Below are 26,744 nucleotides of genomic sequence, written 5' to 3'. Positions count from 1 at the left end.
AGGCCGCCAGGAAAAGCGGGACCCGGGGAGAGGAATTCCCCGGGCCCCTTCGGCGCCCGGCTACAGCACGGGGCGGGCGGGCACGCGGAACTGCGGCAGCAGCAGCGCGCCGGCGAGGCCGAGGCCCAGCCAGTGCGGCGCGGGTAGCAGCCCGTCCAGCAGCGCCGGGAACACCAGCAGCAGACCCGCCGCGACGAAGCCCAGCCGCTCCGGCAGGCCGAGCGGCCGGCGCGCCTGGCCCTGGCAGCCGGCCGCCAGCGCGGCGAGGCCGAGCGCCGCCAGCACCACCTGCCACGCCACGTCCGCCCATGTCATCTGCGGGGTGAGCGAGAGCAGCAGCCCCACCCCCTCCGGGTCGGTGACGAAGACGAAGGGCAGCACGAAGGCGGGCAGGGTGTATTTCCAGGCCTGCAAGGTGGTGCGGTAGGGGCCGGCGCCGGTGATGGCGGCGGCGGCGAAGGGCGAGAGCGCGGTGGGCGGCGAGACCTCGGACAGCACGGCGTAGTAGAAGACGAACATGTGCGCCGCGTAGTCCGGCACGCCGAGCTTCATCAGCGCCGGCGCCGCCACCACGGCCGAGATGATGTAGCTGGCCGTCACCGGCACCGCGAGGCCGACGATCCAGACGATCAGCGCCGTGTAGAGCGCCGTGACCACCAGGGAGCCGCCCGCCGCCTGGATGGCGATCTCGGAGAATTTCAGCCCCAGCCCGGTGAGGGTGATGCAGCCCACGATGATGCCGGCGCAGGCGCAGGTGGCGGCGATGCCCACCGCCTGGATGGCGCCCGAGGCCAGCGCCGTGACCAGCCGGCGCGGCACCATCGCCGTCTCCGCCCGCAGGAAGGAGAGCACCACCGCCACCCCCATGGCGTAGAGCACGGCCAGCGTCGCGCTGTAGCCCAGCGCCATGAACACCACGATGGCGACGAGCGAGGAGAAGTGGAAGCCGTAGCGCCGCGCCAGCTCTCCGGCCGGCGTCACCGCCATGGCCTCCAGCGGCGGCACGGCGCCGAGGCGGCGCTGGTCCAGCTCCACCATGAACAGGAGGGAGGCGTAGTAGAGCACGGTCGGGATCGCCGCCATGCGCAGCACGTCGAGATAGCCGAGCTTGAGGTATTCCGCGATCAGGAAGGCCGCCGCGCCCAGCACGGGCGGCGAGATGATGGCCCCCAGCCCGCCCGCCGCCAGCAGCCCGCCGGCATCGTCGGGGCGGTAGCCGACGCGCTTCATCATCGGCCAGGCCACGGTGCCGAGCGTCACGGTGGTGGCGACGCCCGAGCCCGAGGGGCCGCCCAGCAGGAAGGAGGAGAGCACCACCGTGCGCCCGGCGCTGGTCGGCTTGCCCCCCGTGAGCGCGAAGCTGAAATCGACGAAGAACTTGCCCGCCCCGCTGCCCTGCAGGATGGCGCCGTAGATGGTGAACAGGATGATCAGCGTGGCCGAGACATCCACCGCCGTGCCGAAGATGCCGTCCAGCGTGATGGTCAGGTGCGGGATCAGGCGGGTGGTGTCGTAGCCCCGGTGGGTCCAGGGCGCGGGCAGGTGGTTGCCCCAGAAGGCATAGAGCATGAAGGCGATGGCCACGGCGGGCATGATCCAGCCCGTGGTGCGGCGCGTGGCCTCCAGCACCAGCGCCACCAGCAGCCAGCCCACCACCAGGTCCATCGGCTCGGGGAAGACGTAGCGGTCGAGCAGGTCGTCGCCGCCAGCGATCAGGTACCAGGTGCAGAACAGGCCGAGGCCGATCAGCGCCAGGTCCCACAGCATCAGCCGGTCGCGGAAGCGGCGGGAGAGGGGGAACAGGAAGAAGCCGATGGCCAGCGCGAAGCCCACATGCACGAAGCGCAGCGTGGTGGTGGGCACGATGTCCCAGGCGGCCCAGAGGTGGAACAGGCTCATCGCCACGGCGAGGAGGGTGGCCGCGTGGCCGAGCAGCCCGCCGAAGCGGTTCTGCACGCCCTCCTCCTCCTCGATCAGCCGCTCCACCCGGGCGGCGGTGCCCTGGTCGAGCGACGCGGGGTCGATCTCCGGCGGCAGGTTGTGGAGCGGCGGGTTGCGCGGGGGCTGCATTCAGCCGCGGCCTCCGCCCGGCGCGGGAGGGAGGCGGGGCCTCATGCCAGCTTCGCGCCCTGCGCCGTCCAGAAGGCCTCGGCCGCCTTGTGCCAGGGGATGCCGGCGGCGGCGCTCTTCTGCGCGGCGAGCGCGAAGTTGCGGCCCTCGGCGTGCACCCGGCCCAGCTCCTCGCGCCCTTCCCAGGCGGCCTTGAGCAGGGCGGCGACCTGCGCCTCCGGCATGTCCTCGCGCACCGCCAGGATGTTGGCCACCGACATCTGCCGGTTGTCCGTGGCCTGCCCCGGATAGGTGCCGGCCGGGATCACCTCGGGGAAATAGACCGGCCCGTGCTTCTCGACGATGCGCGGCACGTACTGGTCGTGGTCGATCAGCACGAGCTGCACGCCGGGCGAGGCGCCAAGGTCGGTGATGGCGCTGGTCGGCACGCCGGAGACGAAGAAATAGGCGTCGAGCTTGCCGTCCTTCACCGCGTTGGTGCTCTCGGCGGGCGAGAGGCGCTCGCGGGCGCGGAAATCCTTGTCGCGGTCCAGCCCGGCGGCCTCCAGCAGGCGGAAGGCCATCACCTCGGTGGCCGAGCCGGGGGCGCCGGTGGAGATGCGCTTGCCCTTCATCCCCTCCAGGCTGGTGATGCCGCTGGCCGCCGTGGTCACCACCTGCATGCGGTTGGTGTAGAGCACCGCGATGGCGCGCGCCGCCACGGGCCGGCCCTTGAAGCGCTCATTGCCGCGCACCGCGTCCACCGCGGCATCCACCTGAGTGAAGACGAGGTCGGCGCGGCCCGCGCCCAGCAATTGCAGGTTGGCCACCGAGCCGCCCGTCACCTCCACCGTGGCGGAGAGGCCGGGGATGGAGCGCGAGAGCAGGTTGGCCAGCCCGCCCCCCAGCGGGTAGTAGACGCCGCCCGTGGTGCCGGTGGCGATGGAGAGCTGCTGGCTGCCCTGCGCCCGGGCGCGCCCGAAGGCGGCCATGCCGCCGGTGGCGGCCAGCCCGGCCAGGATGCTGCGGCGTGCGAGCCTCGGCATTGGAATCCTCCCTGATTTTGTTCTGTATCCGCACCCTATCCTGCCCGCGCGGCCCGGTGGAAGCTTCATCCAGGGCATCCGCCAGGGTGGATGCCAAGGCCGCGCCGCGATTGATGCGCATCAAGGCGTGCCGGGCCGGCGGGGCGCATGATGGGCGCATCGGATAGGAGCAGCCGCCATGACCGTGCTGAACGCCAAGGACCTGATGACCGAGAATGTGGTGACGGTGCCGCCGGAGACGCCGGTGCTGGCCATCGCCCGCCTGCTCTCCGAGCGCGGCATCTCCGCCGTGCCGGTGCTGGGCGCCGATGGCAAGCTGCTCGGCATCGTCACCGAGGCGGACCTGATCCGCCGCCTGACGGGCGGCGACGGCAAGCCGATGGGCCTGCTGCGCCAGCTCTTCACCGACATGGACCGGCTGGCCGACCGCTACGCCGCCAGCCACGGCGCCACCGCCGCCGACGTGATGACGCGCGACGTCGTCACCGTCGCCCCCACCACGCCGGTCTCCGAGATCGCGGCGATGATGGAGGAGAAGGGCATCCGCCGCGTGCTGGTGACGCATGAGAAGCGGCTGCTCGGCCTCGTCAGCCGCGCCGACCTGCTGCGCGCGCTGGTCGAGCCGCCGGCCGAGACGGGCGAGTATTCCGACGAGCGGCTGCGCCGCGCCGTGCTGGCGGCGATGCGGCGCGAGCCCTGGGCGGACACCTTCTTCACCCTGGTCGACGTGAAGGACGGGGTGGTGGAGCTGCACGGCTTCAGCAACAGCGCGGCCGTGCTGCGCGGGCTCAAGGTGCTGGCCGCGCAGGTGCCTGGCGTGAAGGCGGTGGTGGACAACACCCAGCCCATGCCGGCCCAGCTCTTCGCCGCTGCCTGAAGGGGGCGGCCGAGGCGCGGGGCGCCGCCCGGCGGGCAGGCCGGGCGGCGCCCCTCTGCGTTCAGGCGGCTCGGCTCACGCCGCCAGGCGGATGTGGCGGCCCTCCATGGCCTCCACCCGCAGCACGCCGACGATCTGGCCCAGATTGCCGGCCACCAGGTGCAGCATCTCCACCGGCATGGCGTCGAGCGCGATCTCGGTGCGCAGCAGCTCGCCCTCGCGCTGCGAGCGGACGCGGTCGGGCGTCAGGTCGCGCTTGGCGAAGGGCTCCAGCACGCGGGAGAGCAGGCCGGGATAGGCCTCGGCGAGGACGGTGAAGCGGGCGGCCGTAAGGGCGCAGGGATGGTCGGACATGGGGAGAAGCTTCCGGATCATTCGGTGGGGATGGTCGCGCGGGGTTGATCCCGGCCGCTGCCCCCCGCAGGGCGCTCAGGCGGCCGGGCCGCTAATGACGATCCCGATGTTCCGAATACGGCGCATGGCCGCACGATAAGCCCGCCCCGCGCCGCGAGGCAAGCCCGTTCCTGCGCCTCCCGCGCCCGCCTTCCTCACGGCTGCGGCGCCGCCACCGGCGGGAAGCCCGACGGGGGCGTGCCCTCGAACATCAGCTTCTGCCGCTGCGCCGGGATCTCGATGCCCAGCTCGTCGAAGCGCTGCTTGATGCGGCGGTTCATCTCGCGCATCACGTTCCAGCGCTGGATCGGCTCGGTCTTGATCCGCACGCGGATCACCGGCCCGTCCGGCGGCAGCCGGTCCACGCCCAGCACCTCCATCTCGTCGCGGATGACGAGGCCCCACTTGGCCTCCGCGCGCATCTCCTGGCAGAGCGCCTGCAGCAGCTCCACCACCTTGTCGGTGCTCTCGCGGTAGGCCACCTGCACGTCGAGCAGGGCGAAGGAGAAGTCCCGCGTCATGTTGGTGACGGCGGTGACGGTGCTGAACGGGATGATGTGCACGCTGCCGTCGAGGTCGCGCAGCGTGATGGAGCGGATGGAGAGCTTCTCCACCACGCCGCCCTTGCCGCCGAGATTGACCACGTCGCCCACCGCCATGGCGTCCTCGAACAGCAGGAAGACGCCGGTGATGACGTCCTGCACCAGCTTCTGCGAGCCGAAGCCCAGCGCCAGGCCGATGACGCCGGCGCCGGCCAGCAGCGGCGCCACGTTCACGCCCAGCTCGGTGAGCAGGTTGAAGGCCACGAACAGCAGGATGACGACGAACAGCGTGGTGCGCAGCATCGGCACCAGGGTGCGGACGCGGGCGCTGCGGGCGGCCTCGGCATCGCGCGAGAGGCGGTCGAGGTGGCGCTGGATGGCGGCGTTCACCGCCTCCCACACCACCACCGCCACCACCGCGGTGAAGCCGACCGAGAGGGCCGAGCGCAGCACCCGGCTGCCCAGCTCGCCCGGCGCGAACCAGGCGAAGGAATCGATGCCCCACACCTCCAGCAGGGTGAGCACCGTCAGCACCGTCAGGAAGCCGGAGATGCCGCCCTTCAGCAGCGGCACGTAGCGGTTGGCGCGCGCCTCCAGCGCCGGGTAGCGGCCGGCGAGGTCGGGGGCGATGCGGAAGCTGCCCGCCAGCGCCCGGCGCAGCAGCACGTCGAGCCCCTTGGCGAGCGAGAGCACCAGCACGGTGAGCAGGCTGGCGCGCAGCAGGCGGGTGAAGCCGTCGCGGATCTCGAGCGCCCAGACGCCCCAGAGCGCCAGCAGGTAGAGGATGGCGAGCACGTGCCACACCTCGGCCAGCCAGTCGCGGAAGCGGCGCAGCGCGGCGCGGGAGCGGTTCGGCACGTCGCCCGGCTTCAGCGGGGGCGCGCGCAGCTTCTGCGCCACCGCCACCCGGTTCTGCAGCACGATGATGCCGAGGAACACCGAGGCGATCAGCAGCACCAGGCGCAGGATGGCGTCGTAGGCGCCCCAGGGCAGGCCGAACAGCAGCCCCGCCTCCGCCACCGCGCCGCCGGTGATCATCACCACCACGATGCGCCGCAGCCAGACCGTGACATAGGCGGCCGTGAGGTCGGCGCAGGGCAGCAGCCGCAGATGGGCGGAGGCGGGGGAGAACAGCATCCGGCTCAGCGCCATGATCAGCCGGGCGACGATGTAGGCGTTGTTGGCCGTCAGCAGCACGAGCTGGGTGGTGGGCAGCGGCTGCACCGCGCCGATCAGCCCGTAGGAGATGACGGCGAAGGCGGCGATCGGCAGCAGGTCCAGCAGCAGCCGCGCCAGCACCAGCGGCACCCGGCGCAGCCAGGTCCAGGCATTGCCGGCCTCGGGCGCCAGCGCGTCCAGCCGCTCGCGCGGGCGGTGCAGGGCACGGTGCGCCAGCCACTCTGCCAGCACGCCGAGGCCGAGCAGCAGCGCCAGCTTCCAGGAGGCATCGGCCACCCGCGCCTGGGTCACCGGGTCGCGCGCCAGGGAGGAGAACCAGCCGAGCAACCCCGGCAGGTCGGTGACCGCCTCGGCCGTGCTGACGATCTGGGTGGAGAGCCATTCCAGCCGCTGCGAGGCGCCGATCAGCAGCTGGCCGCCCAGCGTGTTGGGCGCCAGGAGCTGCTCCACCGCCTGGCCGGGGGCGGCGGCGGCGGGCTGCTCGGGGGCCGGGGAGGCCGGCGCGGCGGATGGCGCGGCCGGAGCTGTGGCCGGAGCGGCGGCGGGCGCGGCGGCCGGAGCGGGGCCGCGCGTGGCGGCGGCCTGCCGCTCGGCGGCGGCCAGGGCCTCCAGCGTGCGAATCAGCTCGGCCCGCCGGGCGTCGTCGCGCAGCAGGCCCAGCAGGCGCGCGGCCTCGCCCGCCGGCACGGCGGCGCCGGGTGGGGCGGCGGCGGGCGGAGCGGCGGCGGGCGGGGCGGCGTTCTGCGCCAGGGCCGGGGCGGCCCAGGCGCACAGCAACAGCAGCAGGACGTGCAGGGTGCGCATGGCGCGCACCGGAAGCCGAAGCCCCGGCCCGGGTCAAGCCTTGCTTTGGGCTTTCCTGCCCCCATGGACGGCGCCGGCCGCGCCGTCCAGGATGGCGGCGGAATGTTTGCAGCCCCCACCGTCTGGACCGTCATGGTCGCCCTGCTCGGCGTGCACCTCGCCGGGATGGGGGCCTTCCTCACCCTGCCCGTGCTGGCGCCGCTGATCGCGCGCGAGCTGGACCTGCCGCCGAGCCTGGTCGGGCTGCACACCGGGCTGGTCTATGCTGGGGCGCTGGTCTCCGGCCCCTTCACCGGGCTGCTGCTGCGCCGGCATGGCGGCATCCGCGTCTGCCAGGGGGCGCTGGTGCTGATCGGCTGCGGCATCGCCCTCGCCGTGCTCGGCCATCCGCTGGCGCTGGCCGCCTCGGCGCTGCTGGCCGGGCTGGGGCACGGGCCGGTCACGCCCTCGGGCAGCCACCTGCTGGCGGGGCGGGTGCCGCCGCGGCAGCGCAGCCTGATCTTCAGCCTCAAACAGTGCGGCGTGCCAGCGGGCTCGATGCTGACGGCGGCGCTGGCGCCGGCGGTGGGGGTGGCGTTCGGCTGGCGGGCGGGGGCACTGACCATGGCGGCGCTGGCGCTGCTGGCCGCGCTGGCCCTGCAGCCGCTGCGCGCCGCGCTGGACGCCGACCGCGACCCCACCGCCGCCGGCGGCCCCCGCGCCGCCTGGCGCGACGCGGTGGGCAGCCTCGGCCTGGTGCGGCGGGACAGCCGGCTGCGGTCGCTGACCTGCGCCGCCGCCTGCTTCGGCGTCTCGCAATTCTGCTTCGCCGCCTTCTTCGTCGCCTGGCAGGTGGAGGTTCTGGGCACCCCGCTCACCGAGGCCGGGCTGCGCATGGCGCTGGCGCAGGGGGCGGGGGTGGCCGGGCGCGTCTTCTGGGGCCTGCTGGCCGACCGGGTGGGGCCGGTGCCGGTGCTGGTGGCGATCGGCGCCGGCGCGGTGCTGGGCTGCGTGGCGCTGGCCTTCGCCGGCCCTGCCTGGCCGGGGCTGGCGGTGACGCTGGCCGGCATGGTGCTGGGCGCCACCGGCATCGGCTGGAACGGCGTGCTGCTGGGCGAGGTGGCGCGAATCGCGCCCCAGGGCCGGGTGGGCGGCGCCACGGCGGCGCTTGGCGTGGTGTTCGGGGTGGTGCAGGTGGTGATGCCGGTGGCCTTCACCGCGCTGGTGGCGGGTACGGGGGCCTATCTGGGCGGCTTCCTTCTCTGCGCCGCCTGCGCGCTGGCGGGCGCCTTCTGGGTGCGCGGCGGGCGCTGAGGCGCCGGAACGATCCCCGCCGCCGCCGCCGGTCTGCCCTGCGGCCGGCGCCGCCATGCACGCCCCCGGGCCGGCTTGCACGCCTGCGAAACGGCGCTATGTGCGATCCATGCAAATCGTCCTCTCCATCCTGCTCGGCGTCGCCATGTTCGCCACGCTGGGCGTCATGTTCGCCGGCATGCTCGGCCTTGCCCAGGGCGAAGGGAACGGCGCCCGCTCCAACCGGTTGATGCGCTGGCGGGTCACCCTCCAGGGCGTCTCCCTGGCATTGTTCGTGCTGCTGATGCTCACCATGCGTGGCTGACGCCGGCCGGCGGAGCCGGGCGGGGCGGGCCGGGGGTCACCTTGCCTCGGCCGGCGCTGGCGCCTAGGCTCCGTGCCGCAACTGCACAAAGCCTCCCGGAAGGGGGGCGGGTGGCATGCGCGCCCCGCCTGGCACGGCCGGAGGGGGGTGCGGCGCCGCCCGGCACTCAGGTTGAAACCCAGAAAGCAGGACACGGCCCGGCGATGAAGCTCCTCGTCCCCGTCAAGCGGGTGGTCGATTACAATGTGAAGGTCCGCGTGAAGGCGGACGGCACGGGCGTCGAGACGGCGAACGTGAAGATGTCGATGAACCCCTTCGACGAGATCGCCGTCGAGGAAGCGGTGCGTCTGAAGGAGAAGGGGACCGTCACCGAGATCGTCGCCGTCACCATCGGCCCGGCCCAGGCGCAGGAGCAGCTCCGCACCGCGCTGGCCATGGGCGCCGACCGCGCCATCCTGGTCGAGGCCGAGGGCGCCGAGCCGCTGGGCGTGGCCAAGGTGCTGAAGGCGCTGGTCGAGCGCGAGCAGCCGCAGCTCGTCATCCTCGGCAAGCAGGCGATCGACGACGACATGAACGCCACCGGCCAGATGCTGGCGGCGCTGCTCGGCTGGAGCCAGGGCACCTATGCCAGCAAGGTTGAGCTCTCGGCCGATGGCGCGAAAGTGACGCGCGAGGTCGATGGCGGGCTGGAGACGGTGCAGCTGAAGCTGCCCGCCATCGTCACCACCGACCTGCGGCTGAACGAGCCGCGCTACGCCAGCCTGCCCAACATCATGAAGGCCCGGAAGAAGCCGCTGGAGACGCTGAAGGCGGCGGATCTCGGCGTCGACCTCACCCCGCGCCTGACGGTGGTGAAGGTGGAGGAGCCGCCGAAGCGCCAGGCCGGCGTCAAGGTCGGCTCGGTGTCCGAGCTGGTGTCCAAGCTGAAGACCGAAGCGAAGGTGATCTGACCATGGCCGTTCTCGTCCTTGCCGACCGCAGCGGCGCGACCGTCAGCCAGCCCACCCGCAGCGCGGTGGCCGCGGCCTCCCAGATCGATGGCGACGTGCATGTGCTCGTCCTCGGCGGCGCCGAGGCGGCGCAGGCCGCGGCCAAGCTCGCCGGCGTCACCAAGGTGATCCAGGCGGACGGCCCGGCCTACGAGCATGGCCTGGCCGAGCCCGCCGCCGCCCTGCTGGTGGCGCTGGCCCCGAACTACAGCCACCTGCTGGCCCCCGGCAGCGCCATGGGCAAGAACATCATGCCGCGCGTCGCCGCGCTGCTCGATGTGCAGATCATCACCGACATCGCCGCCGTGGAGGGCGCGGACACCTTCCGCCGCTTCATCTACGCCGGCAACGCGCTGGCCACGGTGAAGACGGCCGACGCGAAGAAGGTGCTGACCGTCCGCGCCGCCTCCTTCGACCCGGCCCCGGCCGAGGGCGGCTCCGCCGCCGTCGAGGCGGCCCCCTCCGCCGAGGACCCGGCCGTCTCCAGCTTCGTCGGCGCCGAGATCGCGCAGAGCGAGCGGCCGGAGCTGACCGCCGCTCGCGTCGTCGTCTCCGGCGGCCGCGCCATGGGCTCGGCCGAGAATTTCCATCTGCTGGAGGGCATCGCGGACAAGCTGGGGGCCGCCATCGGCGCCTCCCGCGCGGCGGTCGATGCCGGCTACGCGCCGAACGACCATCAGGTGGGGCAGACCGGCAAGATCGTGGCGCCGGAGCTCTACATCGCGGTGGGCATCTCGGGCGCCATCCAGCACCTGGCCGGCATGAAGGACAGCAAGGTGATCGTCGCCATCAACAAGGACGAGGAGGCGCCGATCTTCCAGGTGGCCGATTACGGCCTGGTGGGCGACCTGTTCAAGATCCTGCCCGAGCTCGAGCAGGAGCTGGGCTGAGGCCATGGGCGTGACGGAGATCGCCTCGGTCGGCGTCATCGGCGCCGGGCAGATGGGCAATGGCATCGCCCATGTGGCGGCGCTGGCGGGGCTCTCCGTCGCGCTGGTGGATGTGAAGGCGGAGGCGCTGGAGAAGGCGCTGGCCACCATCGGCCGCAACATGGAGCGGCAGGTGCAGAAGGGCGCGCTGGAGGCCGGGGCGCGCGACGCCGCCCTGGCGCGCATCGCCACCGGCACCGAGATGGCGGCGCTCGCGCAGAGCGACATCGTCATCGAGGCGGCGACGGAGCGGGAGGACCTCAAGCTCTCCATCTTCCGCGCCGTCTGCCCGCTGCTGAAGCCGGAGGCCATCCTCGCCTCCAACACCTCCTCCATCCCCATCACCCGGCTGGCGGCGGCGACCGACCGGCCGGACCGCTTCATCGGCATGCACTTCTTCAACCCGGTGCCGGTGATGAAGCTGGTGGAGGTGATCCGCGGCTTCGCCACCTCGGACGCGACCTTCGGGGCCGTCTCGGCGCTGGCGAAGCGGCTCGGCAAGACCACGGCGGTGTCGGAGGACTTCCCCGGCTTCCTGGTCAACCGCATCCTGATCCCGATGCTGAACGAGGCGGCCACCGCCCTGCACGAGGGGGTGGGCGATGTCCGCTCCATCGACGCGGCGATGAAGCTCGGCGCCAACCACCCGATGGGGCCGCTGGAACTGGCCGACTTCATCGGGCTGGACACCTGCCTTGCCATCATGCGCGTGCTGCATGAGGGAATGGGGGACGGCAAGTACCGCCCCTCGCCGCTGCTGGTGAAGTATGTCGAGGCCGGCTGGCTCGGCCGGAAGTCGGGCAAGGGCTTCTACGACTACAGCCAGGACCCGCCGAAGCCGTCCCGTTGACGCTGGCCGGGCGCCTCGCCACCGGCTTCGCGGCCTTCGCCGCCGGCTGGAGCGTGATGGCGCTGGAGATGCTCGACGGCCGGCTGATGGCGCCGGTCTTCGGGCAGACCATCCACCAGTGGGGCGCCATCATCGGCACGGCGCTGGCCTTCATGGCGCTGGGCTATGCGCTGGGCGGGCGGCTCGGCGCCCGGCCGGATGGAGCGCGCGCGCTGCCCTGGCTGCTCGGCGCGGCGGCGCTGTTCGCGGCGCTGGTGCCCTGGCTCGGCCGCGGCATCGCCGCCGGCGCCGAGGCATGGCTCGGGCCGCTGCCGGGCGCGATCGGCGCCTCGATGCTGCTGATCGGGCCGCCGGCCTTCGTCCTCGCCGCCGCCTCGCCGCTCTGCGTGGCGCGGCTGGCGCCCGATATCGGCGCGGCGCGGGCCTCGGGGCTGGTCTCGGCCTGCCAGGCGCTGGGCAGCATCGGCGGCACCTTCTTCGCGGCCTTCCTGGCCATCCCCTATCTCGGCCTCACCGGCGGCTACGCCCTGGCCGCGCTGGTCGCCGCCCTGGCGGCGCTGGCCACGGGGCTGCGCCCGCTGCCGGCCGCCCTGGCCCTGCTGCCCCTGTGCCCGGATACCTGGCCGAGCAGGCCCGGCAGCGCCTCTTCGCCGCCTATGTGGAGACGCCCTACAACACGGCGATGGTCTGGCGCGACGCGCAGGCCACCTCGCTGCTGCTGAACACCACCCGCGTGGCGCAATCCGTCCGCTGGCATGACGGGCGGGAGACCGGCTCCTACTGGGAATTGCTGTCCGCCGTGCCGGCGCTGGCCCGGCCCGGGCAGGCGGAGGGCGGAAGCGCGCTCTACCTCGGCGTGGCGGGGGGCGCGGCCATCTCCGCCACCCAGGCCGCCTGGCCGGCGCTGCGCCCGCAGGGCGTGGAGATCGACCCTGGCGTGACCGCCCTGGCGCGCGCGCATTTCTCCCTGTCCATCCCCGTGGCGCATGACGATGCGCGGCGCTTTGTGGCGAAGGATACGGGCCGCTACGCCGTCATCATGGTGGATCTCTACGCCACCGGGCAGATCCCGGCGCATGTCGCCACGGTGGAGTTCTTCGAATCCCTGGCGCGGCGCCTCGCGCCCGGCGGGGTGGTGGCGATGAACGTCTATGGCGGGGGCGACCCGGAGAGCATCGTGGGGCCGCTGGCGGCGAGCCTCGGGCGGGTCTTTCCCGGCCTGATGGCGGCGCGCTCGGCCAGCGGCAACACGCTGCTCCTCGCCTGGGGCGAGCCGATGGCGGTGGCCACGGCCGAGGCCCGGCTGCGCGCCGCGCCGGAGGCCGCGCGCCGCGCCGCGCTGCGCCTGTCGCGCACGCTGGAGGAGGGCGCGCCGCTCGCCGCCGGCCACGCCCCGCTCACCGACGAGCGCTCCGACATGGAGATCCGCGCCGCGCGGGCGCTGTCCCGCTAGAGCAGCCCCTCACGCCGGAAGCTCAGGTAGCGCCCATTGCCGACGATCAGGTGGTCATGCACCACCACGGCGAAGAACTGCCCCGCCTGCTTGATCTCGGCCGTCATCTCGATATCGGCGCGGCTCGGCGTCGGGTCGCCGCTCGGGTGGTTGTGGACGAGGATCAGCGCCGTGGCGTGCAGCTCCAGCGCCCGCTTCATCACCTCCCGCGGGTAGACGGGCGTGTGGTTCACCGTCCCCTTGGCCTGCGCCTCGTCGGCGATCAGGCGGTTCTTGCTGTCGAGGAAGAGGATGCGGAACTGCTTGATCTTCTCGCGGCTGATGGCGGCGTTGAGGTAGGTGATCAGCCGGTCCCAGTTGTTCAGGACGGGCGCCTCCATCACCTCGGCCTTGGCCAGCCGCAGCGCGGCGGCCTGCACCAGCTTGAGGGCCGCCACGCTGTGCGGCCCGAGGCCGCGCGTCTCCATCAGCACCTGCTGCGGCGCGGCGAGCACGGCGGCGAAGCTGCCGAAGCGGTTGATCAGCGCCTTGGCCAGCGGCTTGGTGTCGCCCTGCTTGAAGGCGAAGAAGAGCAGCATCTCCAGCAGCTCGTAATCCGCCAGCGCGTCCGGGCCGCGTTCCAGCAGCTTCTCGCGCATCCGCCCGCGATGGCCCTGCGGGCCGGTGCCCTGGAAGGGCGTGGCAGGTGCGGGCGGAGCATCCGGGCGGGGCGGGCGCAGCTCGTAGCCCAGATCCTCCGCCCGGGGCAGGGTGGCCTCGTCCAGCCGCAGCGGCGCCTCGGCGAAGCCCGGGGGGCGGGAAGGGGGTTGGTCCCGCCCCGCGCCATTCTGGCCCTGGGCACTGGAAAGCCATGCTGACATCGCGGCCTCTCCATCTTCCGCCTCCTGGCGGCGAGGGGCATTTTCATCACAGGAGAGGAGAAGTTCAACCTTTTGGTTCAAATTTTCGTGAATCGGCTGCGATGAAGGCTCTCAGCCGCTGAAGCTGACCTTGGCGTTTTCGCCGCTGGTGTCCGGCTTGCCGCTGACCAGCGACTGGGCATAGCCGAAGGCGAAGCGGAGGCTGGAGGAGATGCCGTCCCAGTATTCGGCGCCCTCGATCTCGACGCCGATCAGCGCCACCTTGTCGCTCTCCGGCCCCTCGGGCAGCCAGGTGCGCACGCCCTCGGTCCAGACGGCGCGCTTCTTCGCCACGTCCCGCACCACCCGGCCGCGGCCGAAGATGGAGACGTAGTCCTGGCTGCGCGTGTCGGCATAGCCCAGCAGCACCCGGGAATCGCCTTCCAGCTCGGCGATCTTCGGGCTGTCGGCGCGGGTGAAGAACCACAGGGTGCGGCCGTCGGGGTCGGGTTTCTGGGTGCGCATCGGCCGCCCGCGCAGGCGGCCCTGCTGGTCGATGGTGGTGAAGATCGCGGTGCCGATCTCGCCGATCATCTCGCGCACCTTCATGCGCATCTCGTCGTCGTTGCGGTCCGTGTGCATGGGTTTCTCCCGTCGTCGTCCTGCCGGTCCAAACCCCGGGGGCCGGGGAAGGGTTGCCCGGCGCGCCCAGGCCGGTGTTGCCAGGGCTGGCGTTGACAGGGCTGGCGTTGACAGGGCTGGCGTTGACAGGGCTGGCGTTGACAGGGCTGGCGTTGACAGGGCTGGTGTTGACGAGGCCGGCGTTGGCGGGGCTGGCGTTGACAGGGCCGCCGCCTGCCCGCACCGTTCCGCCACCATGATCCACCCGAACCTCCGCGTCAGCCGCGACGGCCCGATCGCCACGGTGCTGATCGACCGCCCCGAGAAGCGCAACTGCCTCGACCTGCCGATGTGGGAGGCGATGGGCACCACCTTCGCCGCCCTCTCCGCCGATGAGAGCCTGCGCTGCGTCATCCTGCGCGGGGCGGGCGAGGCCGCCTTCTGCGCCGGCGCCGATATCGGCGGCTTCGGCGAGGATTACGGCGGGCGGGAGAAGGACCGCCGCTACGCCGCCGGGCTGGATTCGGCGCTGGTCAACATCCGCGACTGCACGCACCCGGTGGTGGCGGCCATCTCCGGCTGGTGCATGGGCGGCGGCGCCGGCCTGGCCACGGTGTGCGACTTCCGGGTGGGCGGCGAGGGGATGCGCTTCGGCATCCCCGCCCGCAAGCTCGGCATCTGGTACCCCTATGTGGCGCTGGAGGCGCTTCAGGCCGTGGTGGGCTACGCCGTGGCTTGCGAGCTGATGATCGAGGGGCGGGTGCTGGACGGCCCCGAGGCCCTCTCGCGCGGCCTGCTGACGCGCTGCGTGCCGGATGGCGCGGTGTTCGAGGAGGCCGGGGCGCTGGCCGCACGCATCGCGGAGGGCGCGCCGCTCTCCAACCGCTTCCACAAGCGCGCGCTGCGGCAGCTGCGCGGGCCGATGCCCATCCCGCCCGAGGAGATCGAGGCCGCCGGCCGCTACGCCGAGACGCAGGATTTCCAGAACGCGGTGAAGGCGTTCCTGGCGAAGCGTGCGCCGGTGTTCGAGGGGCGGTAAGGGGAAGTCATCTTCTTTTTCTGAAGAAAAAGAAGCAAAAAGACTTTGTTAGTTGGGCGTCGCGCCAACTGACAAAAGTTTTTTGGTTCTTTTTTCCAAAAAAGAACCCTTACGCCTGCTTCAGCTCGATCAGCGTCCGCCGGATCTTCCGCCCGCGCCGGATGCGGTCCTCGATGAAGCCGGCCTCCCCCCAGCGCACGGCGCGGCCGAGGGCGTGGGCGTCCTCCGAGAAGCGCGCCAGCATCTCCAGCAGCGCCTCGCGGTTGTTGAGGAAGACGTCGCGCCACATGTCCACGTCGCTGGAGGCGATGCGGGTGAAGTCGCGGAAGCCGGAGGCGGCGAATTTCAGCACCTGCTCCCGCGTCTCCTGCGCCAGATCGTCGGCGGTGGAGCAGATGGTGAAGGCGATCAGGTGCGGCAGGTGGGAGACGATGGCCACCACCTTGTCGTGCGTCGTGGCGTCCATCGCCTCGATCATGGCGCCGGCGCGCTGCCACAGCGCCTCCACCTTCGCCCGTGCCGCGGGGTCGGTGCCCTCCAGCGGCGTCAGGATGACGTAGCGGCCCTGGAACAGCGTGGCGAAGCCGGCATCGGGGCCGGAATGCTCGGTGCCGGCCATCGGGTGGCCGGGCACCAGGTGCACGCCCTCGGGCAGCAGCGGCAGCAGGTCGCGCAGCACGGAGCCCTTGGTGGAGCCGGTGTCGGTCAGCACGGCGCCCGGGGCGAGGTGGGGGGCGATCGCCGCCATCAGGGCCGCGAAGGTGCCGACGGGGGTGCAGAGGATGACGCCGTCGCAGCCCTCCACGGCGCGGGCCGGGTCGGTCTCCACCACATCGGCGAGGCCCAGCTCCCGCACGCGCTCGGCAACGCCCGGGCCGCTGTCGCAGGCGACCAGCGTGGCGGCGATGTCCCCCCGCTCGCGCGCCAGCCGCGCGAGGGAGGAGCCGATCAGCCCGAGCCCGATGATGCAGAGGCGCTGGAAGACCGGCTCGGCCCCGGAGGTTTCCTCAGCCATGGGCGAAGCTGTCGATCACCATCTGGCATTCCTCGGCGGTGCCGATGGTGATGCGCAGGCACCCCGGCAGCCCGTAGCCGCCCATGCCGCGCACGATCAGCCCGCGCGCCTTGAGCTTCGCGTCCGCCGCCTTCGCCCCCTCCGGCGAGCCGAAATCGATCAGCAGGAAGTTGGTCTCGCTCGGCCAGACGGTGTGGCCGGCGGCGGTCAGCGCCGCCGCCACCTTGCCGCGCCACTCGGTGTTGTGCGCGACGGATTTCTCCACCCAGCCCGGCTCGGCCAGCGCCGCCACGGCGGCGGCCTGGGAGGCGCCGGCCACGTTGAACGGCCCGCGCACGCGGTTCAGCACGTCGATGATGTCGGGGGCCGCGTAGCCCCAGCCCACCCGCATGCCGCCCAGGCCGAAGATCTTGCTGAAGGTGCGCAGCATGATGGTGTTGCCGGCGGCATCGACCAGCGCCTCGCCGGGGTCGTAGCCGGGGGCGGTGACGTATTCGGCATAGGCGCTGTCCAGCACCAGCAGGATGTCGTCGCGCAGGCCGGCGCGGAGGCGCGCCAGCTCGGCGTTCGGCAGCAGCGTGCCGGTCGGGTTGTTGGGGTTGGTGAGGAAGACGATGCGGGTGCGCGGGCCGACGGCCGCCAGCATCCCGTCGATATCGGCCTGCATGCCGCCGCCCGGCGCCGGCACCTCGGCCACCTTCAGCACCCGCGCGCCGGAGGCGCGGCCGGTGATGTCGTACATCATGAAGCCGTAGGCCGACATGATGACCTCGCTGCCCTCGCCGGCATAGGCCGTGCAGAGCAGGGTGATCAGCTCGTCCGAGCCGTTGCCGCAGATGATGCGCGCGGGGTCGAGGCCGAAGCGGGCGCCGATCGCCTCGCGCAGCGCCTTTGCGTTGCCGTCCGGGTAGCGGTGCGCCTCGCGCGCCGCCTGCACGATGGCCTCGATGGCCGCCGGCGGCGGGCCGAAGGCGCCCTCGTTGGAGGAGAGCTTGATGATCCGGTTGACGCCCGGGATCTTCGACTCGCCCCCGACATACGGATCGATCGACAGGATGGAGGGGCGCGGCGGCACGGTCATCGGCGTCATTCTTCCGGCTCGGGCTCGGCATAGGCGCCGAGGATCTGCAGGCGGGGGAAGGGCAGGGCGCCGAGGCGCGGGTCGCCCTCGGCCAGGAAGCCCTCGATCTCGGCCAGCGCCATCGGCGTCGGCGATTCGCGGCGCAGCAGCCAGCGCGGCGCCAGGCCGGCGGTGTTCAGGAGGGAGAGGATGCGGGCGCGGGAATGCTCCGGCAGCGGCTCGAAGCGCAGCAGGCTGCGGTCCCGCCCCGTGGCGTCCGGCGCCAGGGGGGAGATGGCGAAGGCCTGGGGCGGCGCCTTCTCGCGCCCGCCATCCCGCGCGGCTTCCAACGGCGCCAGGAAGGGCAGGGCGGCGACGATGTGCAGCCGCGGCGATTCCATCTGCGTCCACCACGCCGCCTCGGGGCGCTCGCCCTCCTGCGGCGCGGGCAGCACGGCCACGGCGGCCTCGCCGCTGGCCAGGCTGGCCAGCACGCGGGTGGGGGTGGGGTGCAGGCGCAGCGGCGTCAGCAGGCCGAAATGCGCGCGGGCCAGCCGCGCCAGGGGCGACTCGACGCCCGCCTCGCCCTGCGTTGCCACCGAGAAGCCGCCCTGCTGCGCCAGGGAGGAGGCGATGATCTCGCGCCAGAAGCGCACCACGGCCGGGCGGGCCAGCGCCCCCCGGTTGCGCTCCAGCAGGCGGCGCAGGATCACGGCCTCGCGCCCGGGGCGGAAGGTGGGGCCGCCCTGCTTCACCCGGCTCGCGGCCATGTGGGCGACGAGGTCGGCCCGGCGCATCAGCAGGTCGTGCAACGCGTCGTCGATCCGGTCGATCTCGGTGCGCAGGGAGGCCAGGTCGGGGGGGGCAAGGTCGGGCATGGCGGCGCCTCAGCAATAGAGCGCCCCCGCCATTCCGCCAAGGCACAACCGGGCCGCCCGAATCCGCCCGCCCGCCGGCAAGGCGGCGGTGGACCTGCGGCGGCGGCGCCCCTATTGCTGCGGGCGCGATGACCGAGCCGCTTCCTTCCTCCCCCGCCGATCCCGCCGCCCCGGTGGAGCACCAGCGGGCGCATTTCCCCGAGGGCATGGCGCTGGATTGCGGCGCCTGGGTGGCGCCGCTCGACGTCGCCTACCGCACCTACGGCACGCTGAACGCGGCGCGCAGCAACGCCGTGCTGGTCTGCCACGCCCTCACCGGCGACCAGTACCTGGCCGAGCGCCACCCCGTCACCGGCCGGCCCGGCTGGTGGGAGGCGATCGTCGGCCCCGGCAAGCCGATCGATACCAGCCGCTTCTTCGTCATCTGCGCCAACGTGCTGGGCGGCTGCATGGGCAGCACCGGCCCGCGCGCGCCGATGACCGACAGCGACGGCCATACCCGCCCCTGGGGCACGGATTTCCCCAACATCACCATCCGCGACATGGTGCGGGCGCAGGAGAAGCTGGTCCGCCATCTTGGCATCGACCGGCTGCTGGCCGTGGTCGGCGGCTCGATGGGGGGGATGCAGGCGCTGGAATGGGCCGCCACCTTCCCGCGCATGGTGCATGCCTGCGCGCCGATCGCCACGGCCGCGCACCACAGCGCGCAGAACATCGCCTTCCACGAGGTCGGCCGCGCCGCCATCCATTCCGACCCGGACTGGCGCGGCGGGCGCTACTGGGCGGAGGAGGGGCTGGTGCCGGCCAAGGGGCTGTCGGTGGCGCGCATGGTGGCGCACATCACCTACCTCTCGGAGGAGGCGCTGGCGCGCAAGTTCGGCCGCCGGCTGCGCGGCGCCTCGGCGCTCACCTTCCTCGAGGACGTGTTCGAGGTGGAGAGCTACCTGCGCCACCAGGGCAGCACCTTCGTCCGCCGCTTCGACGCCAATTCCTACCTCACCATCACCCGCGCCATGGATTACTTCGACCTGGCGGCGGAGCATGGGGGGGAGCTGGCGGCGGCCTTCCGCGGCACGGCCACGCGCTTCTTCGTGGCCAGCTTCAGCTCGGACTGGCTGTTCCCCACCAGCGAGAGCCGCGCCCTGGTGCGCGCGCTGAACGCGGCGGCGGCCAGTGTCTCCTTCGTCGAGATCAAGTCCGACAAGGGGCACGACGCCTTCCTGCTGGACGAGCCGGAGTTCCACGCGGCGCTCGGCGGCTTCCTGCGCGGAGCCGCGGAGCGCCTGGGAGTCTGAGTGCGGCGGAGCGCCTGGGAGTCTGAGCGCGGCGGAGCGCCTCGGGGTCTGAGCGCGGCGCCGCAGCCCCGCCCCTTGTGCAACGCAGCATCCAGCAAACACGCCGCGACAAGGCCACCCCGAGACGCAAGATAACCCTGGACCGGCCATGCCGCGCAACGAAGCGCCGCAGCCCGACGAGACAGGCGGAACATGAGCGAGCACAGCCCCCCCGACGCGAGAGCACCCCTGAGCCGGCGGGACCTGCGCACCCTCCTCCTCGCCTCGCTGGGCGGCGCGCTGGAATTCTACGACTTCATCATCTTCGTCTTCTTCGCGGCCGCCATCAGCCACCTCTTCTTCCCGCCCGGCATGCCGGACTGGCTGCAGCAGCTGCAGACCTTCGGCATCTTCGCCGCCGGCTACCTGGCCCGGCCGCTCGGCGGGCTGGTCATGGCGCATTTCGGCGACAAGCTCGGCCGCAAGCGCATGTTCACCTTCTCCATCTTCCTGATGGCGGTGCCGACGCTGCTGATCGGCCTGACGCCCACCTACGCCACGCTGGGCTACGCCGCGCCGATCCTGCTGCTGATCTTCCGCATGATGCAGGGCGCGGCCATCGGCGGCGAGGGGCCGGGCGCCTGGGTGTTCGTCTCCGAGCATGTGCCGCCCGGCCGCGTCGGGCTGGCGGTGGGCATGCTGACGGGCGGCCTCACGGGCGGCATCCTGCTCGGCTCGCTGATGGCCACGGCCATCAACACCGCCCTCGCCCCGGCCGAGGTGGCGGCCTGGGGCTGGCGCCTGGCCTTCCTGGTGGGCGGCGTGTTCGGCTTCCTGGCCATGTATCTGCGCCGCTTCCTGCACGAGACGCCGGTGTTCGAGGCGATGCGCCGACGCGCCGCGCTGACGCAGGGGCTGCCCATCCGGCAGGTGCTGCGCGGCCACCGCCGCGGCGTGGCCGTCTCCATGCTCGTCACCTGGATGCTGACGGCGGCGATCGTCGTGGTGATCCTGATGACGCCGACGCTGCTGCAGCGCCTGCACGGCTTCACCCCCGCCGAGACGCTGCGCGGCAACCTGATGGCGACGCTGGCGCTGACCGTCTCCGCCATGCTGTGCGGCGCGCTGCTGGACCGCTTCGGCAGCGTGAAGGTGGGCGTCACCGGCGCGCTGGCGCTGATCGCGGCGACCTACGCGCTGTATCTCGGCGCCGCCGCGCGGCCGGAGCTGCTGGTGCCGCTCTATGCGCTGGCCGGCGCCACCATCGGCGTCATCACCGTGGTGCCCTATGTGATGATCCACGCCTTCCCGCCGCCCATCCGCTTCAGCGGCGTCTCCTTCGCCTACAACCTGGCCTATGCCCTGTTCGGCGGCCTCACCCCGCTGCTGGTCTCCGCCCTGGTGGCGGCCGACCCGCTGGGGCCGGCGCACTACGTGGGCGCCGTGTCGCTGGTCGGCATCGCCACGCTGGTGGCGAATGGCCGCGCCCTGCCGCCGGAGGCGGACATGCCCGCCGCCCCCGTGGGCGCCGCGCGCTGAGGCTGCCCGCCGCTCCGGAGGCCGCGGCATGAGAAAGGGCGCCGCCCCGGCCGGGGCGGCGCCCTTTTCCATGCCGCGCTGCGGCGCGTCACCCGCTCCCGCGCAGCGGGGCCGGTCCGCCCGCGGGCGCCGGCGCCTCCCGGGGAGGAGCCGGTGTCAGTCGGCCACGCCGGAGCGCATCGCATCCTGGCTGAAATGGCCGCACCAATCCTGCGAGGAAACCACCGGCCAGAGGCCATGCGCCTCGGCGCTGGGCTGGCTCACCGGCGGGTTGAAGCGGCACAGCCCTTCCCCGGCCTCGGCCATGGCGGTGTGGTTGTCGAAGAACTTGCACTTGGTGCAGGCGGCGTCGGTGGCGTCGGCGAAGGACATGGTCGCGGTCTCCTCAACCATCAAAGGGATTACGGGAATAGTGCGCGAGGCGCCGGATCGTTCCAGTAACCCGGATGGAGATTTCGCGAGCATTACTGCGAATGATTGTCAGGTACTTTGACATGATAATCATTTGCAAGAAAAGCGCGCCGTTCGCTTCGCCCTGGTGGGCCGGGGCCGCGCCGCCGCAAGGCGCTTCCACGCGGGGCCGATCCGCTTTAAGCGCCGCGCATGGCCAAAGCCCTGCCCCCGCCCGAGACCAGCAAAGCCCTGCTCGCCCGCCTGTGGCACGACTATGTGCGGCACCACCGCGGGGGCATCCTGCTGGCGCTGCTCTGCACGGCGGCGCTGGCCGGCTTCACCGCGCTCTACCCGCTGGTCATCCAGCAGGCCTTCGACCTGTTCACGGAGGGCGACGGACGCATCGTCTGGCTGGTGCCGCCGGTCATTGTCGTCATCACGGCGCTGAAGTCGCTGGCGCAGTACGGGCAGGCGGTCTCGGTGCAGGCGGTGGTGCTGCGCGTCATCGAGTCGCTGCAGAACGACCTGTTCCGCTCTCTCACCCGCACCGACCTGGCGCTGGTGGCGCGGGAGGCGCCGGCCCGCTACGCCGCCCGTTTCACCGCCGACGCCCAGGCCATCCGCGAGGCGCTGACCAAGGCCATCAACGGCCTGGCGGACGGGCTGACGGTGGTCGGCCTCGTCGCCTCGATGATCTGGCTCGACTGGCACATGAGCCTGATCCTCGTGGTGCTCTACCCGATCGCCGTGGTGCCGGTGATGCGGCTCGGCAAGCGCATCCGCCGCGCCTCGGGCGGCATGCAGGAGCGGGTGGGCGAGACGGCGGCCATCCTGACCGAGAGCTTCGCGGCCGCCCGCGTGGTGCGCAGCTACGGGCTGGAGGCGCAGGAGGAGGGCCGCGCCGCCCGCGCCTTCGCCGATCTGCGCCAGGCGCTGCTCACCATCGCCCGCACCCGCGCCAAGCTGGACCCGATCCTCGAGGCGCTGGGCGGCATCGCCGTGGCCGGCGTGCTCGCCTTCGTCGGCTGGAAGGTCAGCACCGGCCGCGGCACGGTGGGCGAGTTCACCGGCTTCATCACCGCGCTGCTGCTGGCCACCCGGCCGATGCGCGCCCTCGGCTCGCTCAACGCCGCCCTGCAGGAGGGCTTCGGCGGGCTGATCCGCGTCTTCGGCGTGATGGACCGCCCGCCGCGCATCACCGAGCGGCCCGGCGCCCGGCCGCTGCCCGAGGGGGCGGGGCGGCTGGCCTTCGAGGCGGTCGGCTTCCACTACGAGGGGGAGGAGGGGGGGCCGCCGGCGCTCTCCGGCCTCAGCTTCGCCGCCGAGCCGGGGCAGACCGTGGCGCTGGTCGGCCCCTCCGGCGCCGGCAAGTCCACCGCGCTGACCCTGCTGCCGCGCCTCTACGACGCGACCGAGGGCCGCATCCTGCTAGACGGCGCCGACATCCGCGACGTCACCCTGGCCTCGCTGCGCGCCGCCATCGCCTATGTCGGGCAGGAGGCGGTGCTCTTCGACGACACGGCGCTGGCCAACATCGCCTATGGCCACCCCGGCGCCGGCCGCGCGGCGGTGGAGGAGGCGGCCCGCGCCGCCGCGGCGCACGACTTCATCACCGCCCTGCCGCGCGGCTACGACACGGTGCTGGGGCCGGGCGGCTCGCGCCTCTCGGGCGGGCAGCGGCAGCGCATCGCGCTGGCCCGTGCCCTGCTGCGCAACCCGCGCGTGCTGCTGCTGGACGAGGCCACCAGCGCGCTGGACGCCGAGAACGAGGCCGCCATCGGCCGCGCGCTGGAGCGGCTGCGGGCCGGGCGCACCACGCTGGTGGTGGCGCACCGCCTTTCCACCGTGCAGCAGGCGGACCGCATCGTGGTGATGCGGGAGGGCCGCGCCGTGGAGCAGGGCCGCCATGCCGAGCTGATGGCGCGGGACGGGCTCTACGCCCGCATGGTGCGCACCCAGGCCTTCAGCGTGGAGACGGCATGATGCGGGCCCGGCGTATCCCGGCCGCCACGGGGCTGGCGGCGCTGCTGCTGGCGCTGGCTGTGCCCGGCCCGGCGCGCGCCGCGCCGGCCTGCGGCGCGGAGGAGACGCAGGCGGGGATGAATGCCTGCCTCGCCCGGGAGCTCGGCGAGGCCGACCTGGCGCTGAACGCGGCCTACCGCGCCCTCATCGCCCGGCTGGGCGAGGATTCGCCGCTGCGCGCCCCGCTGACCGAGGCGCAGCGGGCCTGGCTCCGCTTCCGGGACGCGGAATGCGCCTTCGCCACCGCCGGTTCGCGCGGCGGCTCCTTCCACCCGGCGGCGCAGTCCGGATGCCTGCTGGGGCTGACGCGGCAGCGCCTGGAGGCGCTCCAGGCCTATCTGAACTGCGGGGAAGGCGACCTCGCCTGCCCGGTGCCGCCCGCCGGCCGCTGAGCCGCGGCCGGCCGCCTCACTCCCGGCGCAGGATGCCGTCCACCAGCCGGTCCGCCCAGGCGCGGCTGCGGAAGGCGGCGCGCAGCGCGTCCTCGTCGTAATCCTCGCGCACCCAGTCCAGGAAGGGCTTGGGGCCGTGGGCGCTCAGGAAGCGGGCGTATTCGCGGAAGAAGGCATCGAGGATGCCGGTCTTGCTGGCCGAGACATGGCCGTGCCGCCAGGAGAGCTGGCGCATCGCCACCTCCACGCTCTCCCCCTGCAGCAGCAGCCAGAGGCCGGCGGCCAGCCCGGTGCGGTCGGCGCCGGATTTGCAGTGGATCAGGATCGGCTCCGGCAGGCGGGTGAAGATCTCCGCCAGCCGCAGCATCCGGTCCTTGTGCGGGGCGCCGCGCGATTCCAGTGGCGCGTCCACATGCTCCAGCCCGAGCTCCGCCGCCATGGCGCGGCCCAGCGCGTCGGAGCCGCAGCTCTCCCGGTGGCCGCGCAGGTTGATGATGCTGCGGATGCCCGTGCCCTTCACCGCCAGCCGCATCTGGAAGGGGCTCGGGTGGTTGGAGCGGTAGAGGCGGCCGGGCGCCACCACGCCCCAGTTGCGCCAGGCCAGCCGCAGCACGGCGTGGTCGACGAACAGGCTGTTGAGCCAGGCGGCGCGCCGCCCGGCGGGGGAGGTGAGGTCCTGCGCCATGCCCCGGGGTATGGCGCCGCGCCGGCCCCGCGCCAAGGCCGGATGTTCCTGCCCCGCCCCCGGCGCATGGCGCGCCAGGAGGCGGGGGCGGGGCGCCGCTTCAGTCCGCCCGGGCGCCGGAGGACTTCACGGCGTCCTGCCACATCGGCCGCTCCGCCTTGCCGCGGGCGATGGCGTCCTCCGGCGTGGACCAGAGCGGCGTGCCGCCGGCCTGCAGGAAGCGCTGCTTCAGCGCCTCGTCGGCGGCGATCTCGCGCAGCGCCGCGTTCATCTTGTCGACGATCGGGCGCGGCGTGCCGGCGGGCGCCACAAAGGCGCCCCAGGAGGTGATGACGAAATCCTCCATCCCCGCCTCGGCCATGGTCGGCACGTCGGGCAGGGTCGGCCAGCGCTGGGCGCCGGTCACGGCCAGCGCCCGCATCCGCCCCTCCTGGATCACCGGCACGTAGGAGGCGAGGTTGTCGATGGCGAAGGTGACGTCGCCCGAGAGCATGGCCGGGATGGTCTGCGCCGCGCCGCGGAAGGGGACGTGGGTGGCATCCAGCTTCAGCCGGTTGCGGAAGATCTCGCCCGAGAGGTGCGGCGTGGTGCCGACGCCGGGCGAGCCGTAGGAGACGCCGTTGGGCTGCTTGCGCACCCAGTCGATGAATTCCTGCAGCGTCTTCGCCGGCACGTGCTGGCTGGAGACCACCACCACGTTGGGGAATTCCCAGGTGAGGGAGACGGGGATGAAGTCCCGGTCGATGTCCCACGGCATGCGGCTGTAGAGATACTGGTTGATCGAGAAATGCCCGATCGTGGCGGCGCCGAAGGTGTAGCCGTCGGGCGTGGCCTTGGCCACGGCGTCCATGCCGATGTTGCCGCCGGCGCCGGGGCGGTTCTCCACCACGAAGTTCTGGCCGAGCTTCTGCGACAGCCGCTCGCAGAGCAGGCGGGTCAGCAGGTCGGTGGAGCCGCCGGGCGGGTAGGGCACGACCATGCGCACCGGGCGGTCCGGCCAGTTGCCGGCGCCCTGGGCGCGGGCCTGGGTGGCGAGGGTGGGCAGGGCCAAGCTGGGCAGGGCCAGGGCGGCGCCCAGCAGGGTGCGGCGGGTGGTCATCGGGCGAATCCTCCGGTCTCGTTCTCTTGGACCGGGGCAAGATGCCGGAAAGCGGCGCGTCCGCGCCACCCCTCCCCGCCGCCTTTCATCGCCGCTCCGGGCCGCCCCTCAGGGCCAGCGCACCTCGGGCGGCATGGACATCAGGATGGCCTCGGTGTTGCCGCCGGTGCGCAGGCCGAACAGCGTGCCGCGGTCGTGCAGCAGGTTGAACTCGACGTAGCGGCCGCGGCGGATGAGCTGGTGCTCGCGCTCCGCCCCGGTCCAGGGCTCGTGCATGCGGCGGCGGATGATGGCGGGGTAGGCGGCGAGGAAGGCCTCGCCCACGTCGCGGGTGAAGGCGAAATGCGCGGCGAGGTTCTCGCCCTCCGGCTCGTCCCGCCCCAGCCAGTCGTAGAAGATGCCGCCCAGGCCGCGTGGCTCGTTGCGGTGGGGGAGGAAGAAGTACTCGTCGCACCAGGCCTTGAAGCGCGGGTAGTAGGCGGGGTCGTGCCGGTCGCAGGCGGCCTGGAAGGCGGCGTGGAAGCTGGCGCCGTCCGCCAGCGACTCGGGCGCCTGCATGTCCATCGGCGTCAGGTCGCCGCCGCCGCCGAACCAGGTGCGGCGGGTGGTGATGAAGCGGGTGTTCATGTGCGCCGCCGGCACGCGGGGGGAGCGCATGTGCGCCACCAGCGAGACGCCGGTGGCCAGGAAGCGCGGGTCCTCCTCGGCGCCGGGAATCTGCTTGCGGAATTCCGGGCTGAACTCGCCCCAGACGGTGGAGACGTTCACCCCCACCTTCTCGAACACCCGCCCCTTCATGACAGACATGACGCCGCCGCCGCCCGGCCTGTCGCCATCCGTCCGCTCCCAGGCGCTGCGCTGGAAGCGGCCAGGGGCCAGCCCGGCATGCGGCCCGCTCTCCAGCTCGTCCTCGATCGCCTCGAAGGCGGCGCAGAGCCGGTCGCGCAGCGACTCGAACCAGGCCCGGGCGGGCTCGGCCAGCGGATGGGCGCCGTGGGCGGGGAGGGGCGGGGTGTCGGGCATGGCGGGGCGGAACTCCTGCGGCGGCCCGGTCGGCGGGGCGCGGGGCGGCGCTAGCGCGGCGTCCGGCCGGCCGCAACCGGTGTGGCGTGGGCGCGGCAGGAAGGGCCGGAAGCGTGCCGCATGTCGCACGGCAGCGCCCGCAGCAATTGCCACCCTG

At 72.9% G+C, this 26,744-nt stretch carries 26 protein-coding genes; 13 read left to right on the top strand and 13 right to left on the bottom strand.

Going from position 1 to position 26,744, the window contains the following annotated elements; all coding sequences use genetic code 11:
• Positions 1-60 precede the first annotated feature (60 nt).
• Together CR165_RS18665 and CR165_RS18660 are read right to left on the bottom strand one after the other, a co-directional pair.
• Positions 61-2,070 (bottom strand): TRAP transporter permease, encoded by a 2,010-nt coding sequence (locus tag CR165_RS18665; protein WP_109518456.1) that lies wholly within the window; start codon positions 2,068-2,070, stop codon positions 61-63.
• 41 nt (positions 2,071-2,111) lie between these two features.
• A complete protein-coding gene (locus tag CR165_RS18660) occupies positions 2,112-3,095 on the bottom strand; it encodes a TAXI family TRAP transporter solute-binding subunit (RefSeq protein ID WP_109518455.1) in 984 nt (327 codons plus the stop codon).
• Between the two features lie 178 nt (positions 3,096-3,273).
• On the opposite strand from CR165_RS18660, the gene CR165_RS18655 reads away from it, so the two are divergent.
• Positions 3,274-3,972 carry a CBS domain-containing protein gene (locus CR165_RS18655; protein WP_245906580.1) on the top strand — a complete coding sequence of 233 codons (699 nt, stop codon included), beginning with the start codon at positions 3,274-3,276 and terminating at the stop codon, positions 3,970-3,972.
• A gap of 75 nt (positions 3,973-4,047) precedes the next feature.
• Here the strand turns inward: CR165_RS18655 and CR165_RS18650 are convergent, their stop codons facing one another.
• Both CR165_RS18650 and CR165_RS18645 read right to left on the bottom strand, forming a co-directional pair.
• On the bottom strand, positions 4,048-4,326 hold the full coding sequence (locus CR165_RS18650) for a hypothetical protein (RefSeq protein WP_109518454.1): 279 nt from the start codon (positions 4,324-4,326) through the stop codon (positions 4,048-4,050).
• A 194-nt stretch (positions 4,327-4,520) separates the two neighbouring features.
• A complete protein-coding gene (locus CR165_RS18645; RefSeq protein ID WP_109518492.1) occupies positions 4,521-6,890 on the bottom strand; it encodes a mechanosensitive ion channel domain-containing protein in 2,370 nt (789 codons plus the stop codon).
• Positions 6,891-6,992: 102 nt separating this feature from the next.
• Here CR165_RS18645 and CR165_RS18640 point away from each other — a divergent pair, with 102 nt between their 5' ends.
• From CR165_RS18640 to CR165_RS18610, 7 genes are all read left to right on the top strand, one after another.
• Positions 6,993-8,183 (top strand): MFS transporter, encoded by a 1,191-nt coding sequence (locus tag CR165_RS18640; RefSeq protein ID WP_181378235.1) that lies wholly within the window; start codon positions 6,993-6,995, stop codon positions 8,181-8,183.
• Between the two features lie 109 nt (positions 8,184-8,292).
• The gene (locus CR165_RS18635) at positions 8,293-8,487 is read left to right on the top strand and encodes a twin transmembrane helix small protein (RefSeq protein WP_109518452.1); all 195 of its coding nucleotides are present in this window, start codon (positions 8,293-8,295) and stop codon (positions 8,485-8,487) included.
• A gap of 203 nt (positions 8,488-8,690) precedes the next feature.
• Positions 8,691-9,437: an electron transfer flavoprotein subunit beta/FixA family protein gene (locus CR165_RS18630; RefSeq protein ID WP_109518451.1), complete on the top strand. Its 747-nt coding sequence runs from the start codon at positions 8,691-8,693 to the stop codon at positions 9,435-9,437.
• Positions 9,438-9,439: 2 nt separating this feature from the next.
• A complete protein-coding gene (locus CR165_RS18625; RefSeq protein ID WP_109518450.1) occupies positions 9,440-10,366 on the top strand; it encodes an electron transfer flavoprotein subunit alpha/FixB family protein in 927 nt (308 codons plus the stop codon).
• 4 nt (positions 10,367-10,370) lie between these two features.
• Positions 10,371-11,255: a 3-hydroxybutyryl-CoA dehydrogenase gene (locus CR165_RS18620; protein WP_109518449.1), complete on the top strand. Its 885-nt coding sequence runs from the start codon at positions 10,371-10,373 to the stop codon at positions 11,253-11,255.
• Positions 11,252-11,977 (top strand): fused MFS/spermidine synthase, encoded by a 726-nt coding sequence (locus CR165_RS18615; protein ID WP_109518448.1) that lies wholly within the window; start codon positions 11,252-11,254, stop codon positions 11,975-11,977. Before CR165_RS18620 ends, CR165_RS18615 begins: the two co-directional genes overlap by 4 nt.
• Entirely contained in the window at positions 11,863-12,708 is an 846-nt protein-coding gene (locus CR165_RS18610; protein WP_146201942.1) for a spermidine synthase, read from the top strand. Before CR165_RS18615 ends, CR165_RS18610 begins: the two co-directional genes overlap by 115 nt.
• Here CR165_RS18610 and radC read toward each other — a convergent pair.
• Together radC and CR165_RS18600 are read right to left on the bottom strand one after the other, a co-directional pair.
• A complete protein-coding gene (gene radC / locus CR165_RS18605; RefSeq protein WP_245906579.1) occupies positions 12,705-13,568 on the bottom strand; it encodes a RadC family protein in 864 nt (287 codons plus the stop codon). The genes CR165_RS18610 and radC overlap by 4 nt on opposite strands.
• 111 nt (positions 13,569-13,679) lie before the next feature.
• Entirely contained in the window at positions 13,680-14,189 is a 510-nt protein-coding gene (locus CR165_RS18600; protein WP_109518446.1) for a pyridoxamine 5'-phosphate oxidase family protein, read from the bottom strand.
• A 235-nt stretch (positions 14,190-14,424) separates the two neighbouring features.
• Here CR165_RS18600 and CR165_RS18595 point away from each other — a divergent pair, with 235 nt between their 5' ends.
• The gene (locus CR165_RS18595; RefSeq protein WP_109518445.1) at positions 14,425-15,207 is read left to right on the top strand and encodes an enoyl-CoA hydratase/isomerase family protein; all 783 of its coding nucleotides are present in this window, start codon (positions 14,425-14,427) and stop codon (positions 15,205-15,207) included.
• A gap of 109 nt (positions 15,208-15,316) precedes the next feature.
• Here CR165_RS18595 and CR165_RS18590 read toward each other — a convergent pair whose 3' ends face one another.
• From CR165_RS18590 to CR165_RS18580, 3 genes are read right to left on the bottom strand one after another with little or no spacing between them, the layout of a single operon-like run.
• Positions 15,317-16,222, bottom strand: a complete 906-nt coding sequence (locus CR165_RS18590) for a prephenate dehydrogenase/arogenate dehydrogenase family protein (protein ID WP_109518444.1) — start codon at positions 16,220-16,222, stop codon at positions 15,317-15,319.
• Positions 16,215-17,303 (bottom strand): histidinol-phosphate transaminase, encoded by a 1,089-nt coding sequence (gene hisC, locus CR165_RS18585; protein ID WP_109518443.1) that lies wholly within the window; start codon positions 17,301-17,303, stop codon positions 16,215-16,217. Before hisC ends, CR165_RS18590 begins: the two co-directional genes overlap by 8 nt.
• 5 nt (positions 17,304-17,308) lie before the next feature.
• Positions 17,309-18,160, bottom strand: coding sequence for a chorismate mutase (locus CR165_RS18580; protein ID WP_109518442.1), 852 nt, complete (start codon positions 18,158-18,160; stop codon positions 17,309-17,311).
• 128 nt (positions 18,161-18,288) lie between these two features.
• Between CR165_RS18580 and metX the strand changes: the two genes are divergently transcribed.
• Together metX and CR165_RS18570 are read left to right on the top strand one after the other, a co-directional pair.
• Positions 18,289-19,455: a homoserine O-acetyltransferase MetX gene (metX, locus tag CR165_RS18575; RefSeq protein ID WP_109518441.1), complete on the top strand. Its 1,167-nt coding sequence runs from the start codon at positions 18,289-18,291 to the stop codon at positions 19,453-19,455.
• Positions 19,456-19,647: 192 nt separating this feature from the next.
• Positions 19,648-20,973 (top strand): MFS transporter, encoded by a 1,326-nt coding sequence (locus CR165_RS18570; RefSeq protein ID WP_109518440.1) that lies wholly within the window; start codon positions 19,648-19,650, stop codon positions 20,971-20,973.
• 156 nt (positions 20,974-21,129) lie between these two features.
• Here CR165_RS18570 and CR165_RS18565 read toward each other — a convergent pair whose 3' ends face one another.
• Complete coding sequence (locus CR165_RS18565; RefSeq protein WP_109518439.1) at positions 21,130-21,345, bottom strand: hypothetical protein; 216 nt, start codon at positions 21,343-21,345, stop codon at positions 21,130-21,132.
• A gap of 231 nt (positions 21,346-21,576) precedes the next feature.
• Here CR165_RS18565 and CR165_RS18560 point away from each other — a divergent pair, with 231 nt between their 5' ends.
• Together CR165_RS18560 and CR165_RS18555 are read left to right on the top strand one after the other, a co-directional pair.
• Complete coding sequence (locus CR165_RS18560) at positions 21,577-23,349, top strand: ABC transporter ATP-binding protein (protein ID WP_109518438.1); 1,773 nt, start codon at positions 21,577-21,579, stop codon at positions 23,347-23,349.
• Positions 23,346-23,780 (top strand): lysozyme inhibitor LprI family protein, encoded by a 435-nt coding sequence (locus CR165_RS18555; protein ID WP_109518437.1) that lies wholly within the window; start codon positions 23,346-23,348, stop codon positions 23,778-23,780. The genes CR165_RS18560 and CR165_RS18555 overlap by 4 nt, the downstream gene beginning before the upstream one ends.
• Before the next feature lie 16 nt (positions 23,781-23,796).
• Here CR165_RS18555 and CR165_RS18550 read toward each other — a convergent pair whose 3' ends face one another.
• The 3 genes from CR165_RS18550 to hemF all read right to left on the bottom strand — a co-directional run bounded on the left by CR165_RS18550 (position 23,797) and on the right by hemF (position 26,587).
• The gene (locus CR165_RS18550; RefSeq protein ID WP_109518490.1) at positions 23,797-24,465 is read right to left on the bottom strand and encodes a tyrosine-protein phosphatase; all 669 of its coding nucleotides are present in this window, start codon (positions 24,463-24,465) and stop codon (positions 23,797-23,799) included.
• A 100-nt stretch (positions 24,466-24,565) separates the two neighbouring features.
• Complete coding sequence (locus CR165_RS18545) at positions 24,566-25,564, bottom strand: Bug family tripartite tricarboxylate transporter substrate binding protein (RefSeq protein WP_109518436.1); 999 nt, start codon at positions 25,562-25,564, stop codon at positions 24,566-24,568.
• Between the two features lie 108 nt (positions 25,565-25,672).
• Positions 25,673-26,587: an oxygen-dependent coproporphyrinogen oxidase gene (hemF, locus tag CR165_RS18540; protein ID WP_109518435.1), complete on the bottom strand. Its 915-nt coding sequence runs from the start codon at positions 26,585-26,587 to the stop codon at positions 25,673-25,675.
• Between the last annotated feature and the right edge of the window lie 157 nt (positions 26,588-26,744).

It is taken from the genome of Teichococcus aestuarii (genome assembly GCF_003116135.1).
Lineage (GTDB): Bacteria > Pseudomonadota > Alphaproteobacteria > Acetobacterales > Acetobacteraceae > Pseudoroseomonas > Pseudoroseomonas aestuarii.
Note: the sequence above shows the minus strand (reverse complement) of the source record. Positions and strands in the feature narration are given on the sequence as shown.

Excerpts from the sequence above, each read along its gene's own strand:
- CR165_RS18660 (WP_109518455.1), bottom strand. The coding sequence starts at position 3,095 with ATGCCGAGGCTCGCACGCCGCAGCATCCTGGCCGGGCTGGCCGCCACC.
- CR165_RS18630 (WP_109518451.1), top strand. The coding sequence starts at position 8,691 with ATGAAGCTCCTCGTCCCCGTCAAGCGGGTGGTCGATTACAATGTGAAG.
- CR165_RS18625 (WP_109518450.1), top strand. The coding sequence starts at position 9,440 with ATGGCCGTTCTCGTCCTTGCCGACCGCAGCGGCGCGACCGTCAGCCAG.
- CR165_RS18555 (WP_109518437.1), top strand. The coding sequence starts at position 23,346 with ATGATGCGGGCCCGGCGTATCCCGGCCGCCACGGGGCTGGCGGCGCTG.
- CR165_RS18655 (WP_245906580.1), top strand. The coding sequence starts at position 3,274 with ATGACCGTGCTGAACGCCAAGGACCTGATGACCGAGAATGTGGTGACG.
- CR165_RS18600 (WP_109518446.1), bottom strand. The coding sequence starts at position 14,189 with ATGCACACGGACCGCAACGACGACGAGATGCGCATGAAGGTGCGCGAG.
- hemF (WP_109518435.1), bottom strand. The coding sequence starts at position 26,587 with ATGCCCGACACCCCGCCCCTCCCCGCCCACGGCGCCCATCCGCTGGCC.
- hisC (WP_109518443.1), bottom strand. The coding sequence starts at position 17,303 with ATGACCGTGCCGCCGCGCCCCTCCATCCTGTCGATCGATCCGTATGTC.
- CR165_RS18565 (WP_109518439.1), bottom strand. The coding sequence starts at position 21,345 with ATGTCCTTCGCCGACGCCACCGACGCCGCCTGCACCAAGTGCAAGTTC.
- CR165_RS18560 (WP_109518438.1), top strand. The coding sequence starts at position 21,577 with ATGGCCAAAGCCCTGCCCCCGCCCGAGACCAGCAAAGCCCTGCTCGCC.
- CR165_RS18620 (WP_109518449.1), top strand. The coding sequence starts at position 10,371 with ATGGGCGTGACGGAGATCGCCTCGGTCGGCGTCATCGGCGCCGGGCAG.
- CR165_RS18645 (WP_109518492.1), bottom strand. The coding sequence starts at position 6,890 with ATGCGCACCCTGCACGTCCTGCTGCTGTTGCTGTGCGCCTGGGCCGCC.
- CR165_RS18595 (WP_109518445.1), top strand. The coding sequence starts at position 14,425 with ATGATCCACCCGAACCTCCGCGTCAGCCGCGACGGCCCGATCGCCACG.
- CR165_RS18580 (WP_109518442.1), bottom strand. The coding sequence starts at position 18,160 with ATGCCCGACCTTGCCCCCCCCGACCTGGCCTCCCTGCGCACCGAGATC.
- CR165_RS18550 (WP_109518490.1), bottom strand. The coding sequence starts at position 24,465 with ATGGCGCAGGACCTCACCTCCCCCGCCGGGCGGCGCGCCGCCTGGCTC.
- CR165_RS18635 (WP_109518452.1), top strand. The coding sequence starts at position 8,293 with ATGCAAATCGTCCTCTCCATCCTGCTCGGCGTCGCCATGTTCGCCACG.
- CR165_RS18545 (WP_109518436.1), bottom strand. The coding sequence starts at position 25,564 with ATGACCACCCGCCGCACCCTGCTGGGCGCCGCCCTGGCCCTGCCCAGC.
- radC (WP_245906579.1), bottom strand. The coding sequence starts at position 13,568 with ATGTCAGCATGGCTTTCCAGTGCCCAGGGCCAGAATGGCGCGGGGCGG.
- CR165_RS18590 (WP_109518444.1), bottom strand. The coding sequence starts at position 16,222 with ATGGCTGAGGAAACCTCCGGGGCCGAGCCGGTCTTCCAGCGCCTCTGC.
- CR165_RS18570 (WP_109518440.1), top strand. The coding sequence starts at position 19,648 with ATGAGCGAGCACAGCCCCCCCGACGCGAGAGCACCCCTGAGCCGGCGG.
- CR165_RS18650 (WP_109518454.1), bottom strand. The coding sequence starts at position 4,326 with ATGTCCGACCATCCCTGCGCCCTTACGGCCGCCCGCTTCACCGTCCTC.
- metX (WP_109518441.1), top strand. The coding sequence starts at position 18,289 with ATGACCGAGCCGCTTCCTTCCTCCCCCGCCGATCCCGCCGCCCCGGTG.
- CR165_RS18665 (WP_109518456.1), bottom strand. The coding sequence starts at position 2,070 with ATGCAGCCCCCGCGCAACCCGCCGCTCCACAACCTGCCGCCGGAGATC.
- CR165_RS18640 (WP_181378235.1), top strand. The coding sequence starts at position 6,993 with ATGTTTGCAGCCCCCACCGTCTGGACCGTCATGGTCGCCCTGCTCGGC.